Raw genomic sequence first — 13,689 nt, 5'->3', positions numbered from 1 at the left:
TTAAGTTAGTCTAAAAAGTGGACACAGGAAAATGGTAATAAGTTAGAATATAACTATCATTTATAAGGACGTGTTCACATGGGAAAACATTACTCATCCGAATATAAAGAGTATGTATGTAAAATGGTTGCGGAGGAAGGAAGAAAAGCTTCAGAGGTAGCTTATGAGCTGGAGATCCCTTACACCACGATGACTAAATGGGTACGGAAATATAAAAAAGACATTCAAGCTCAGAACAGTAAGCATGACTATGTTACGCCTTCTGAGTTTGAGAAGCTCAAAAAGCAACATGAAAAAGAGATGAAAGCCTTACAGGAGGAGAATGAGATCCTAAAAAAGGCCATGCACATCTTCACCAAAAAAACCGAGTAAAGTTTGAGTTCATTGAAGCCCATAGAGATGAACATACGGTAGTGAAGATGTGTGATGTATTAAATGTATCCTCCAGCGGCTTCTATAAATGGCTGGAAAGACAGGCTATGGGCGAGACAGAAAGAGAGAAACGTAAGAAGGAACTCCTTCAGAAAATTAGTAAGTCCTATCATGAAAGTCTGGGSACTTATGGAAGCCCTAGAGTCCATGATGATTTAATTGAGTGGAACTATACGGTTTCCTTGAAAACAGTTGCACGTTATATGCAGGAACTTGGGCTGAGAGCCATTCCGGAAACAAAGTTTGTGGTCACAACGGATTCTAATCACTCGCTCCCTCTATATCCAAACGTGGTGAATCGACAATTTACTGTCGACACCCCAAACAAAGTGTGGGTTGCCGATATAACGTATGTCTGGACACTTGAAGGCTGGCTTTATCTAGCTTCAATTATGGATTTGTTTTCAAGAAAAATTGTGGGCTGGAGCCTAGGAAATACAATGAAAAAGGAACTAACCTTAGATGCTTTAAAAATGGCGTTTGATTCAAGGAAACCTGGCGAAGAACTCATCCATCATTCCGACCGTGGATCCCAATATTGTTCAAATGATTACATTGATTGTTTAAAGGAAAGAGACATTCAGATAAGCATGAGTCGGAAGGGAGATCCATACGATAATGCCTGTATTGAATCCTTCCACGCCACGATTAAGAAAGAGCTAATCTACCGTTTCCGTTTTGAGACAAGAGAACAGGCTGCCAAGGCCATTAATTTCTATATATCAGCTCGTTATAATGAGAAGCGAAAACATTCGACATTAGGCTATCTTTCGCCTAACAACTTTGAAAGAAAATACCAACTGGACTCTTTGAAAAATATCTCATAAATGTACCATTTGCCTGAGGAATGAATGATTCGATTTTGAATCACTCATTCCTCAGGCCCAGCAAACGAAGTGCGGTAGCAAAGTCAGTTACAAAATACCTTTTTAAATTGTCCATTTTCTTGACAGAAGTCCANAGACAAGAGAACAGGCTGCCAAGGCCATTAATTTCTATATATCAGCTCGTTATAATGAGAAGCGAAAACATTCGACATTAGGCTATCTTTCGCCTAACAACTTTGAAAGAAAATACCAACTGGACTCTTTGAAAAATATCTCATAAATGTACCATTTGCCTGAGGAATGAATGATTCGATTTTGAATCACTCATTCCTCAGGCCCAGCAAACGAAGTGCGGTAGCAAAGTCAGTTACAAAATACCTTTTTAAATTGTCCATTTTCTTGACAGAAGTCCAGAAGTGGTCTCTAGAAAGGCTATAGAGACCAGTTCGCTTGGAAATCCGCTTGGAAGTGGTTTCTAGGAAGGCTATAAAGACCAATTCGCTTTAGAAACTGCCCCGAAGTGGTCTCAAGGAATGTAAAAAAGACCAGTTTGGATCATCTACTGAACTGGAATGGATGTCTAGAGGTTTCCTGGAGACCTTTTTTTCAATTTCTAAGTCGCTTCGGTCCTTTTGAGGAATTCTAGAATAAATTCGCGGACTAAAAGAAGCATATCATTGCCGGTATGCTTCTCTCACTTTTGAGTATCATAGGTGAAAATATTTGTGTAGCCGCACAGATTACAAAATAATCTGAACTTATATGTATGGTCATTCATTTTTTCGACTAAGTCGACTTGCTGGGGACCTGTAGCTAAACTGAATATGGCAAATGACGGTGAATCAATAAATGGAGAAAGAGGATACACCCATGGCAGGATCCGCTGACAGCTCTCACACTTGTATATGTTTTCAATCTCTTCCATAGAAGAACACCATCCAATTTTTGTAAAGATATGTAGGCTGGCTTCATTTTACCATTTGCTTAAGGGAGCTATCTACACATATTCCTATAGTTATATAATTTTATAAAATGAAAGAAACAGACCACTTTAGAATAATGGTAAAATAAAGAAAATCTTTCATCAGCGAGGTTATATATGAAACTAAAAACTTTAAGGTCTATTTTTATGTCGGCATTGATTTTGCTAATCCTTTTTATTTTGATATTCGGGGTCACATTCGGAATTCTATTTATCATAGCGAACTTTATATTTGTGGTATTTTTATACTTTATATCTCAAAAGCTTGGAAGCAAATGGTTGAGAATTATTCAAAGAACAGCCCTCGTCGCTTACGGTTTGTTCTTTGTTTCCTTTGGTGCGGTGCAGATCATGCTGATGTTGGAGGCGGGCAGGGAAATACCTGATGATATCGATTATGCTGTCATTCTCGGAGCCGGCTTGAAGGGAGAGGAACTTTCAGAGACCCTGAAGTCCAGACTTGAGGCAGGGGCTGATTATCTGCAAGAGCATCCTGAAGTTCCCGTTATTGTATCTGGAGGACAGGGGGAAGGAGAAGATATACCAGAATCAACCGCAATGTTCAGGTACCTTACTTCTCACGGCATTTCAGAAGACAGGATCACGGAGGAAAACCAATCAACCACTACATGGGAAAATTTGCGTAATTCAAAAGCTATCCTGGAAAGCAAAGGGGAAGAGGATGGAAAAATATTGATCATCACAAGCGATTATCATGTTTTCCGTGCCACGCTTACCGGAAAACAGCTTGGGCTGGACAGCAGCGGACTGGCAGGAGAGTCAGGCTTCTTCATTAAAATCAATTATATGATCAGGGAATACTTTGCTGTGGTTAAGACAGTTTTCATTGGAGGAGAATGAGTATCGATTCAGTGTCATGTACCCTTTAAAAAGCTTTAGTAGATAGATTGCTCAAGAACAAATCCAGAAAAGTCTTCTTTAGTATCCATTCTCATGTTATTAAACGCATAACCACAGATTATCTGCAAAACTTTTACAATTATTCTTGTATACTGAAATCTTCCCCGCTATAATATAGTGAAATTATTCATCTAGTAAATGGATTTATGAATATAAATGGGGTGGGGTTGAGAGTGGAAGCTTTAATCAATACGAGGAAGCCTGGTGACTTCCGTTTGGGCCTCCAGGCAGGGATCAGTATTGCAGTCGGTTATTTTCCTGTGGCACTGACCTTTGGCCTTCTGGCACGTACAACCGGATTGTCCTTTTACGAAACAGTGATGATGAGCCTGCTTGTGTTCGCAGGGGCTGCACAATACATTTCTCTAAGTTTAATAGCGATTGGCACGGGTGTTTTTGAAATTATTCTCACTACATTCATTGTGAATATCCGTCATTTTCTCATGTCGGCTTCGCTGAATGAAAAGCTCGAAAAAGAAAAAGGATGGGTAAAGGCCATTTATTCTTTTGGCATTACCGATGAGACTTTTACCGTGATTTCCGTCAAGGATGGCAAGGTGAAAACGGCTTTTGCATTTGGGGTCATCCTCATTTCTTATGCCAGCTGGGTAGTCAATTCCGGGCTCGGTTATATCATTGGAGAAATTCTTCCTCAATTCCTGCAGGTAAGTATGGGGGTAGCACTTTATGCCATGTTCGTCGGCCTGCTCGTCCCTTCCATGAAGAAAAGTGTGAAGGTTGTCTATCTTGTCGCAACAGCAGCTGCGTTGAACAGTGTGTTTCTGTTTACCACTTCCATATCAGAAGGCTGGGCAATCATGATATCGACAATTGTGTCTGCTGTCCTAGTAGAGTTTGTGACAAGCCGGAAGATGAAAGGGGAGCCTTACAATGAGTGAAACAATTTTAATCATGATTATCGGAATGGCGGCTGTCACGTATATTCCGCGGCTTGTCCCACTCATTATGTTTCAAGGGAAAGAGCTTCCTCCATTTTTGCAGGGAGTTTTAAAAAATGTACCGTTTGCTGTGCTGGGCGCCTTGATTTTCCCGAAAATCCTGTTGATTAGTGAAGGAGATATTTGGTTTGGCGTTGTTGGAGCCGCTTCAGCGTTCATTATTGCTTATCTCGGAGCAAATGTCATTGTTGTCGTGCTTGGCGCAATTGCCGTGCTTTCTGTTTATTCGTTGGTTTTTATGTAGGGAAGGGTCTTTGGATTCTTCTCTTTTTTGATTGTATTTTAAGGAGCTTTTCAATATTGGGTTTCCCTCGTGTCCCGCGTGAGAGCCACCAGAAGCCATTTTTTCATAGTTAGATCCCTCATGCCCGCGTGAACTTGCTGCCTTTCCTAATATGTTTTTCCCTAAGTGGTAAACTAAGAGGAGTTTGTTGGAACTGGTTGTTCTATTCTTTAGGACATGTCATTACATATAGTATAGAGGAATGAAGGGAGGAACCAGTTGTGCGTAAATGGGCTTTCAGGGCTGTGTTGTTATATTTGCTGTTAGGGATCTTTTTTTACGTTTATCTTTACTTTTTAGCGGATTCATCTTTGCCTGATGTTTATAAAGGCAGCAGTGCCGATCCGGAAACGTTTATGAACGGCAGGGAACTGATGCTGAGTGAAGAGTATTCGAAGATAAAGAATTTATTGTTCTTTCTGTCCACCCCATATGAATGGCTGTTTTATTTTCTGATATTGATACTGGGGGTTTCGAAGGCATTTCAACGCTGGTCCCAGTCCACATCTAAGTATAAGATACTTCAGACGGGGATTTATCTGTTCTGGCTTTCGCTGCTTTCCAATGTGGTGATTTTTCCTTTTCAATATATTTCTTACAGAATCTCGAGGGACTATGCTATTTCTACCCAGACCTTCTCTGAGTGGATGAAGGATGAATTGACTGACTTCTGGGTGAATTACCTGACGATGTTCATCATTGTTTCCGTTCTATACTGGCTGATACGGAAGTTTCCTAAAAGATGGTGGCTGGCTGCATGGGCTTTGTCTGTTCCATTCAGTATTTTCATGATGTTCATCCAGCCTGTCCTGATTGATCCTTTGTATAACGAATTTACTCCTTTGAAGGATAAGGTTCTCGAAGAAAAAATCCTGGACATTGCTGATCGTGCAAATATCCCGGCTGATCATGTTTATGAGGTCGATATGTCCTCAAAGACAAACTCGCTTAACGCCTATGTCACAGGAGTGGGGTCGAATTCAAGAATTGTACTATGGGATACGACGATCAACAAACTCTCGGAAAGAGAAATCCTTTTTGTCATGGCACATGAAATGGCTCACTATGTCGAAAAGCATATTTATATCGGAATAGCCTTGTATCTGACTTTTTCATTCTTCGGTTTGTGGATCGCCGCGAAACTGATGAATTTTATTGTCGGCAGACATGGAGACAAGGTGAAGGTGGAAAGAGTCTCCAGCCTGAGTTCGCTTCCGTTGTTCCTTGTGATCACCTCCGTGCTCATGTTCACCATCAGCCCGTTCTCAAATTATATATCCCGATATCAAGAGACTCGAGCCGATCGTTATGCCATTGAAATGACGGGAGATAAGGAAGCCGCTATTTCCTCCTTCCAAGAACTGTCAAGGGTGGGCTTGAGCCAGGTCAATCCGCCTCTTCTGGTCAAAATCTTCAGATACGGTCATCCGACAATGCTTGAAAGGCTGATCATGCTGGAGGAATATGAAGAAGAATAATTGAAACTAAAATCCCTCCCATCCGTATGTAACAGTACAGACACTGGGAGGGATTTTTATTATGGAAGAAATCAATTCTCGACTTGAAAAGATTAAAGAGGACTTAAGATTACATAGAAAATGGTCTGATCAGCAAAGCAGCCTTGAAAAAGAAATTAATGAGGTAAAAGGCAAGCTGGATCAGTTGAAAAGAGAACTACAAAAAGAAAACCGTGATATAGACAAGCTTGAAGGGTGGACTATAACAGGGCTGCTGCTGACGATGACAGGAAAAAAAGAGGAGCGTCTTCAAAAGGAAAAGGAAGAGGCGGTAAAAGCAAAGATCCGGGTTGAAGAGTGGGAACTGACCTTACAGGAACTCCTCAAGGAAGAACGGGAAGTTTCTAGTAAACTCAGCGATCTGGGTTCTCCTCAGGCCCGGTACGAGCTTCTGCTTGAAACGAAAGAACAAATGATACATGATTCTTCTTCACCTTTAAGCCAGCTGTTATTTAACCTTGCCGAACAGTCAGCTGAATTTAAAGCTCAGCTGAAAGAAGTGAAGGAAGCTGAAGATGCAGCCGCCATGGCTCTTCTGAAATTGGACTCTGCAGCAGCTTCGCTTGAAAGTGCCGGAAACTGGGGAATGGTTGACATGGTCGGAGGAGGGCTTATCTCCAGTGCCGCTAAACGTTCAAAAATGGATGAAGCTCAAAGATCACTTCACGAAGCACAGAGATACCTGAAGAAGCTTGAAAAAGAATTGGCGGACCTGAATATGGAATCTGCGCAAACCCTGGAGACTTCAGGCTTTTTAAATATGACTGATCTGTTTTTCGATAACTTTTTCTCCGATATGATGGTTCAGGACAAAATCAGCCGTACAGTTGCTGGGGTGGGCGAAACAAGAAGAGAGCTGCGCAGCCTTTCCGCGAAGCTGGAGCAAAATGCGAATAAACTGGCTGAAGAAATAGAAGAGACAGAAGAGAAGAAGAAAAAACATCTCGAGAACGCCTAAATGAAAGATGGACTGACTTTTTGAGTCAGTCCATGTTTTATATACCGTATTTCTCTGTCATTTTTTTCAGCTGCTGTGATAATGCCATAAATTTTTTCTTGTCCCGCTGATCGAGAGCGGAGTCCAATTCTTCTTGCAGCTTCCGTTTTTGATTGACTAAGTTCAATTCGTTTAAAATCATATCCACATATATCTCAGTTAAAGTCATATCGGTGGCTGTTTTCCGTGACATTGCACAAGCCTTCATCATTTCTGAATAAGTTTTCTTTTTATCCATTTAAGCTCACCTCTGAAGTCTTTTTTTAAAAGCAGATTCCACAGAACCCGATAACACATGACACCTGGACGATAAGTTTTGGAAGGGTATAAGCTTTACGGTGTATACGGCCCTTAATGTAAACAATTGCTGATTTAAGATTTGTTACAGGATCTCATACAGCATATGCCTGTTGGATGGTGTTTGCCTTGCCGGCCTGATCTAAATAAGAGACGAAACTTTGCAGTGGTTCCTCCGATTTTCCGGTTGCTTAGGAAATAATTAAGCTTACCTCTTTGGAACATTTGCCTGTCGGGGCTGGACAAGGCGCTTCCGCTTTTGTTTTAAAAGAACTTTTTTATATTATATGAGAAAAGTCATAAGAAAACAACGAAAATATTTTAATTTTCTGATAATTATTTAGTGGACATTTTTGGAATATTTTATGGAAAACAAGTGTTATTTTGGGGATATTATGCTATTCTATTAGAGAAAAATGTAGAGGAGGCGAAGAAATGGTCGAAAAATCTCGTATAATCGAAGAATATGAAATCAACCCTTATACGATGTTGATTATGCCAATAGAATATGGAACCCGGACTTATACGGAAATCCATGAAGGAAATGAAACCTTAGTATCTCCCTTTAAGCCTTTTGAAATCATCAAGAAAAGCTGTGAGTTTTTCGGGTCTTCCTATCAAGGAAGAAAAGACGGAACGAAGCGGTTAACAGGTATCACCCATAAAGCCCCCATCATTGTAGATCCTCATTCGTCTATTTATTTGTTCCCTACCACTTCACCAGCCAAATCAGAATGCATTTGGATCTCCCATGATCACGTACTTTCCTATACTAAATTAAACAGCAAAGAGATTAGCGTCACATTCCGAAACCGCAGGAGCTTTACACTGCCCATGTCATTTGCCAGCTTTGAGGCGCAGATGATGAGAACGGCGATGCTCCGGATCAACTTTCAGCATCGGATCTTGAATGCTGACAGAAAGTCTTCATCACAAAATTTTGGAGTCTTTCCAGGGAGGGCTTCCGAGCATGTGCCGGTGTATGCCTGGGGACAGAAAACCTCGGGGGAGGATTTATAAGAGTTGGTTAAACTCGCCTTCTTATTGAGAAGGCAGTTGTTTGGCCGACAGCTTAAAGCGTGAGATGCCTCACGCTTTTTTGCTTTTTGGGGCCTGGGTGTTCAGGAAGCGCTGATACAAGTAGTGCCTCAGCAGGTCCTCGACCCTGTTGCGCAGCCGGGGATTGAAGTAGTTGTGATGCTCTTCGTATCCTTTGTAGAGAAATAGATACATGGTGAAGGCATCGTCTGATTTGATTCTTTCCACTTTCATACCGTTGTGTTTCATGTGCTTCTTCACGCTTGCAAGTTCACTCTGGATGATCTTCATTGTTTCCTCAATCAGTTCCAGGTAGGGCCTTTTCAGTTTGAAGGGACTCTTCTCCACAACCGTGAAGTCCCTGTCCAGCACAGTCAAGACCATCGGCAGGTAAATCGCCTGCTCTAAGATGTTTCGATCTTCCTCAGATATCCTGGTCATAATTATGCTCCTTCTTATAAGGAATTAAAGAACGTGTGTTCGTATTTTTATTGTACGTACTTTTTACTGATTTATCAATATCCAATATTGAAGAATAAGGTCGAATTGAAATCTTTTTTTATAGTATGGTTGAATATTTCCAAATCTAATCAGGTTAAACTGCTCGATTGGAGGGAAATCAAAAAGCTTTTTCTACTAATTCCGAGAAATATCAATCTCAAGAAGGAAAAAATACGGTAGTATCGAAAAGAAAAGAGCTGCTCTTCCCCGATTAGAGATAAAACTCTTAGTATCCGGGAAAAAATCCGGCTCTTGGGATTTTTCCGAAAGCAACCATATATGCGAAAACAGCCTTTCATACAGGGTTAGCATTAGCGGGCCCGCTAGTTCCGCAGGAGACTGAATACCTTGCTCTCCAAGATCACTATAAAAAAGCAGATTATAGAAAAAACTCTCCCCGTAAAATGCAAAAAATTCCGCAGACAAAGGATTTGAGCCGGGCCTGTCGAACTTTTTAAAATAAGGTAACCATTTATATTGAAAGGGAGTTGGCGTTTTGACAAACAAAAGAGGAATCACTGCAGAAGATTTATTTGCTTTGAAGTCGGTTTCAGACCCAAAGCTTTCACCTTATGGAAATGAAGCCGTTTATGTGTTAACTGAAATGGATCAGGAGAAGAACGTTTACATATCTAATTTGTATCATTTAAATATTGATACGGGAACCAGCCGCCAGTGGACTTTTGGAGAAAACCGGAACAGTTCTCCAAGGTGGTCTCCGGATGGGAAAGAAATTGCTTTTGTATCAGACCGGTCTGGCAAAAGCCAATTGTATTTACTGTCAGTAAAGGGCGGGGAAGCGCAGCAGCTTACTCACTGCCCGAACGGTGCATCACAGCCGTTATGGTCTCCATGCGGCACGAAAATCGCTTTCTCTGCAGCTTTAAAAGAAGGAGAAACTCTGACAGAAGGAGAGGAAGATGAAAAATTCCCGCAGCCGCTTGAAGTGAAGAAGATGAAGTATAAATCCGATGACAGTGGATTTTTCAGCGGTAAGAGAAGCCATATTGCGGTCATGGATCTCAAAACATTGGAGATGAAGGAAGTTACGGAAGGGGAAGTTGACTACTCCCTGCAATCCTGGTCGCCCGATGGCAAGTACATAGCGTATGGTGCTGATAAAAGCGCCGACCTGGATACATCATTTCAAACTGATCTGTTCTTATATGATATAGAAAGCGGAAATGAGAAAAAGGTAACCGGAGGAACGGGGTATTTCGGAAACGCAGCCTGGTCGCCAGACAGCCGCTCCATCGCTCTTCTTGGACATGAAAAAGAGTATCAGAACGCTACGTTGACGAAGGTATGGCTGTATGAGATGGAAACAGAATCGTTAAGCTGTTTGACAAGTGAACTGGACAGCCCGGTTGGCGATTTCATGGTTATTGATTTTCAGCAAGGCGTCTCGAATCCGGGAATCCAGTGGGCGTCGGATAATCAAAGCTTTTATTTTCTGGCCTCCGACAATGGAAACACCGTGCTTTATTACGGAAATCTTGACGGAGCCCTCTATCCAGCATTATTGGAAGACCAGCATATTTACGGATTTGATTTGGATGCAGACAATCAAAAAGCCATTGCCGCCATCAGTAATCCCGAACTCCCAGGCGACCTGTTCATGCTTGATATTCCTACAGGAAGCTTGAAACAGCTTACGTCAGTCAATGAAGAATTTCTTTCAGAAGTAGAGCTTTCGAAAACAGAAGCTCTTACTTTTAAAAGCAGTGATGATTGGGAAGTGAACGGCTGGCTGATGAAGCCTGCAGGCCTTAAAGAAGGAGAAAAATACGGTTTGATTGTTGAAGTCCATGGCGGTCCCCATATGATGTATGGGAATACCTATTATCAAGAGTTCCAGATGCTTGCAGCTGAAGGATATGCTGTTCTCTTCATCAATCCACGGGGAAGCCATGGATACGGACAGACATTCGTGGATGCTGTCAGAGGAGATTACGGCGGCGGAGACTATGAGGATGTAATGGCAGCTGTAAATCATGCCATTGAAAAATATGACTTCATCGATAAGGACAGACTGGGGATTACGGGTGGAAGCTACGGTGGTTTTATGACAAACTGGATTGTCGGCCACACTGATCGATTCAAAGCAGCTGTCACGCAAAGGTCGATTTCAAACTGGGTGAGCTTCTATGGTGTCAGTGACATCGGATACTATTTCTCCGAATGGCAGATTGATGCAGACTTGAATGATATAGAAAAGCTCTGGAAACACTCGCCTCTTGCTTATGCGAAGAATATTAATACACCGCTCCTGATCCTTCACAGCGAAAAAGATTACCGGTGCCCGATAGAACAGGCAGAGCAACTGTATATTGCTGTCAAAAGGCAAGGGAAGGAAACTGAGATGGTGAGGTTCCCTGAATCAAATCATAACCTTTCAAGGAACGGAAAACCTAATCTGAGAGTGGCCAGATTGAATTATATTAAAGATTGGTTTGGCAAGTACATCTGATGATATGAGGAGCTATCCGGTAAAAGTGCTAAATGCTTTTGCCGGATATTTTTCTGTGCAGGGTGCAGTGTAAATGATATTTCATTTTCGTAACAATATTAAGAAAAGCAAGCACCTATGATATACTTTTTATAAATACTAAGAATTTACGCAATTCGGGTATTTTTTTAGTGAATAACCAGTCCATTCTATTCTCTTCCCTAATAGTAATGCGTACTGAGAGGGTCACTTCTAAGAAAAATAAAAAAATGGGTTTTGTTCTATGAATGTTTAGGGGAAAGATATAGTATGGATATTGAGATGATAAAAGCATGGTTCACACTTGAAAATATAATGAATTTAATAGAGGAATATCGTTCGTTTGGTCCTTTGCCCGGCATTCTGCTGCCAATGCTGGAAGCTTTTCTGCCATTTCTGCCGCTGTTTGTGTTTGTGCTGGCTAATGTAAATGCATTCGGCCTGTGGTTTGGCTTTCTGTTTTCCTGGATAGGTGCCTCGCTGGGTGCATTGATTGTGTTTTTACTGGTGAGAAAATATGGCCAAGCCCGTATTTTCCGCTTTTTAAAAAACAACAAGCAGGTTCACCGTTTGACGAAGTGGGTTGACCGCCACGGATTTGGTCCGCTTTTCTTATTGTTATGCTTTCCTTTTACACCATCGGCCCTGGTCAATATCGTGGCTGGCTTGTCGGGAATCAGTATTTTTCAATATATGCTCGCCGTCGCAGCCGGAAAAGCCGTGATGATTTTCACCATTAGCTTTATCGGCCACGATATTGTATCATTATTTCAACAACCATTGCGTACTGCACTAGTACTGGCAGGTATCTTCGTTCTTTGGATTGCAGGTAAACGGGTGGAAGCCCGAATCAACAAAAAAGTAGAAAAAGATCACTCCCGCGGGTAACCTGGGTAGGAGGAATTAGATTGAGAGACAGCATAAAAAGAGAGAGTCTTGAATGGGTGAAAGCTTTAGGAATAGGATTGATTATATTTGTAGTCATCAGGACTTTCCTGTTTTCAAACTATGTTGTTGAAGGAGAATCCATGATGCCAACCCTTCAGGATGGCAATAAGCTTGTTGTCAATAAGATTGGCTATCAGGTAGGCGAGCTTCATCGGTATGACGTTGTTGTATTCCACGCAAGTGAAAATGAGGATTATGTCAAACGCATCATCGGCCTGCCCGGGGATACCGTAGAATATAAAGATGATAAATTGTATGTGAATGGCGAAGCGCAGCCGGAGCCTTACTTGGAGAAATTCAAGGAGGAAATGGTCGGAACCAAACTGACAGGCGATTTCACGCTTGAGGAAATCACAGGTGAACAAACCGTTCCTGAGGGAAAAGTATTTGTTCTGGGCGATAACAGGCGCAGCAGTATGGACAGCCGCTACTTTGGATTTGTTAATCAGGATCAGGTTGTCGGGAAAGTGAATATGCGTTATTGGCCGTTAAATGAATTCGATGTCCAGTTTGGTGACTGAAGTATAGACGCTTGATTCTTATGAATCGGGCGTTTTTTATTTATGCAGGAAATATCAACCTCTAATGATGACTTTGCATTATGTCCCCGCCCATCACAGCGCCGGAGAGTCCGTATGCAGTGAAACAGACTCAGTTCCCAGGGGCAAATAACCTGAATGGCAGGTTGTCGGGGAAGAAGCAATATCAGTATGACATGGATAGATATAAGCTGGATGAACGCGAATCGTACCAATAAAAAGAGCTCAGTAGAAGAGAACGGTACGATTAGCGGGAAAACGTACCATCAACGAGGGACTTGGAGGAGAGAACGGTACGATTAGCAGGGAAACGTACCATCAAAGAGAGAGTTGAAGAAGGTAACGGTACGATTAGCGGCAAAACGTACCATCAACGAGGGGCGTGGAGGAGAGAACGGTACAATTAGCAGGGAAACGTACCACTAAAGAGGGAGTTGAAGGAGATAATGGCATGATTAGCGGGAAAACGTACCACCAAAGAGAGAGTTGAAGAAGAGAACGGTACGATTAGCTTTAAATACATACCATCAAAAATTGAATTCACCCTTTATATGCCAAGCTAAGAGCAGCAGCAGCTAAAGGTAAAACATCAATATAAAAAAACTGGAAGAATAAAGAAGAAAAATAAACTCAAAACCAAAAAACACCATCAACTAGCATAAAGGCAAGTTGATGGTGTTTTTGTTTGATAGCAGCAGGCATGCAGCAGCTTCCTCAGGAGAACGGAAAAAATTCAATTTCACTCCTCATCGTTCACTTCACCATCGCCTACTTCGTCTTCACCAGGGGCGTCACCACATGCTGTCATCGTTGTGGCCAGCATCGCCGCAAGAAGCATATAAAGCAGCTTTTTCTTCATAAAATCCCTCCGTTCTATAAGGTCTATTTTTCAAAATCTACTCATAGAGTGCACTAAAATAGCAGGAATATCCCGGCTGCAGCCATCCTTGTATATGGAAG

Annotated in this window: 14 protein-coding genes; 12 read left to right on the top strand and 2 right to left on the bottom strand. The window is 41.7% G+C overall.

Going from position 1 to position 13,689, the window contains the following annotated elements; genetic code table 11:
• Positions 1–78 precede the first annotated feature (78 nt).
• From FZC79_RS03390 to FZC79_RS03355, 8 genes are all read left to right on the top strand, one after another.
• A complete protein-coding gene (locus FZC79_RS03390; RefSeq protein ID WP_148945444.1) occupies positions 79–372 on the top strand; it encodes a transposase in 294 nt (97 codons plus the stop codon).
• Between the two features lie 11 nt (positions 373–383).
• Positions 384–1,259, top strand: a complete 876-nt coding sequence (locus FZC79_RS03385; protein ID WP_252183237.1) for an IS3 family transposase — start codon at positions 384–386, stop codon at positions 1,257–1,259.
• 106 nt (positions 1,260–1,365) lie between these two features.
• Positions 1,366–1,539 (top strand): IS3 family transposase, encoded by a 174-nt coding sequence (locus FZC79_RS23950; protein WP_148945473.1) that lies wholly within the window; start codon positions 1,366–1,368, stop codon positions 1,537–1,539.
• Between the two features lie 981 nt (positions 1,540–2,520).
• The gene (locus FZC79_RS03375; RefSeq protein WP_215727423.1) at positions 2,521–3,102 is read left to right on the top strand and encodes a YdcF family protein; all 582 of its coding nucleotides are present in this window, start codon (positions 2,521–2,523) and stop codon (positions 3,100–3,102) included.
• A 233-nt stretch (positions 3,103–3,335) separates the two neighbouring features.
• Positions 3,336–4,061 carry an AzlC family ABC transporter permease gene (locus FZC79_RS03370; protein ID WP_252183227.1) on the top strand — a complete coding sequence of 242 codons (726 nt, stop codon included), beginning with the start codon at positions 3,336–3,338 and terminating at the stop codon, positions 4,059–4,061.
• A complete protein-coding gene (locus tag FZC79_RS03365) occupies positions 4,054–4,365 on the top strand; it encodes an AzlD domain-containing protein (protein WP_148945440.1) in 312 nt (103 codons plus the stop codon). The genes FZC79_RS03370 and FZC79_RS03365 overlap by 8 nt, the downstream gene beginning before the upstream one ends.
• 260 nt (positions 4,366–4,625) lie before the next feature.
• Complete coding sequence (locus FZC79_RS03360) at positions 4,626–5,882, top strand: M48 family metallopeptidase (protein WP_148945439.1); 1,257 nt, start codon at positions 4,626–4,628, stop codon at positions 5,880–5,882.
• 61 nt (positions 5,883–5,943) lie between these two features.
• Entirely contained in the window at positions 5,944–6,879 is a 936-nt protein-coding gene (locus FZC79_RS03355; protein WP_148945438.1) for a hypothetical protein, read from the top strand.
• Between the two features lie 37 nt (positions 6,880–6,916).
• On the opposite strand, the gene FZC79_RS03350 is transcribed toward FZC79_RS03355, so the two are convergent.
• The gene (locus tag FZC79_RS03350) at positions 6,917–7,156 is read right to left on the bottom strand and encodes an IDEAL domain-containing protein (protein WP_148945437.1); all 240 of its coding nucleotides are present in this window, start codon (positions 7,154–7,156) and stop codon (positions 6,917–6,919) included.
• Positions 7,157–7,650: 494 nt separating this feature from the next.
• Between FZC79_RS03350 and FZC79_RS03345 the strand changes: the two genes are divergently transcribed.
• Complete coding sequence (locus tag FZC79_RS03345; protein ID WP_148945436.1) at positions 7,651–8,235, top strand: competence protein ComK; 585 nt, start codon at positions 7,651–7,653, stop codon at positions 8,233–8,235.
• A 69-nt stretch (positions 8,236–8,304) separates the two neighbouring features.
• On the opposite strand, the gene FZC79_RS03340 is transcribed toward FZC79_RS03345, so the two are convergent.
• Positions 8,305–8,694, bottom strand: a complete 390-nt coding sequence (locus tag FZC79_RS03340) for a hypothetical protein (RefSeq protein WP_148945435.1) — start codon at positions 8,692–8,694, stop codon at positions 8,305–8,307.
• Positions 8,695–9,250: 556 nt separating this feature from the next.
• Between FZC79_RS03340 and FZC79_RS03335 the strand changes: the two genes are divergently transcribed.
• From FZC79_RS03335 to lepB, 3 genes are all read left to right on the top strand, one after another.
• Positions 9,251–11,224, top strand: coding sequence for a S9 family peptidase (locus FZC79_RS03335; protein WP_148945434.1), 1,974 nt, complete (start codon positions 9,251–9,253; stop codon positions 11,222–11,224).
• Positions 11,225–11,512: 288 nt separating this feature from the next.
• On the top strand, positions 11,513–12,130 hold the full coding sequence (locus FZC79_RS03330; RefSeq protein WP_148945433.1) for a TVP38/TMEM64 family protein: 618 nt from the start codon (positions 11,513–11,515) through the stop codon (positions 12,128–12,130).
• Between the two features lie 20 nt (positions 12,131–12,150).
• Entirely contained in the window at positions 12,151–12,711 is a 561-nt protein-coding gene (gene lepB, locus FZC79_RS03325) for a signal peptidase I (protein WP_148945432.1), read from the top strand.
• The last annotated feature ends 978 nt before the right edge of the window (positions 12,712–13,689 follow it).

Source organism: Rossellomorea vietnamensis (assembly GCF_008180615.1).
Lineage (GTDB): Bacteria > Bacillota > Bacilli > Bacillales > Bacillaceae_B > Rossellomorea > Rossellomorea vietnamensis_D.
Note: the sequence above shows the minus strand (reverse complement) of the source record. Positions and strands in the feature narration are given on the sequence as shown.

Coding starts and splice junctions, on each gene's coding strand:
- FZC79_RS03350 (WP_148945437.1), bottom strand. CDS start 7,156: ATGGATAAAAAGAAAACTTATTCAGAAATGATGAAGGCTTGTGCAATG.
- FZC79_RS03330 (WP_148945433.1), top strand. CDS start 11,513: ATGGATATTGAGATGATAAAAGCATGGTTCACACTTGAAAATATAATG.
- FZC79_RS03365 (WP_148945440.1), top strand. CDS start 4,054: ATGAGTGAAACAATTTTAATCATGATTATCGGAATGGCGGCTGTCACG.
- FZC79_RS03355 (WP_148945438.1), top strand. CDS start 5,944: ATGGAAGAAATCAATTCTCGACTTGAAAAGATTAAAGAGGACTTAAGA.
- FZC79_RS03340 (WP_148945435.1), bottom strand. CDS start 8,694: ATGACCAGGATATCTGAGGAAGATCGAAACATCTTAGAGCAGGCGATT.
- FZC79_RS03390 (WP_148945444.1), top strand. CDS start 79: ATGGGAAAACATTACTCATCCGAATATAAAGAGTATGTATGTAAAATG.
- FZC79_RS03345 (WP_148945436.1), top strand. CDS start 7,651: ATGGTCGAAAAATCTCGTATAATCGAAGAATATGAAATCAACCCTTAT.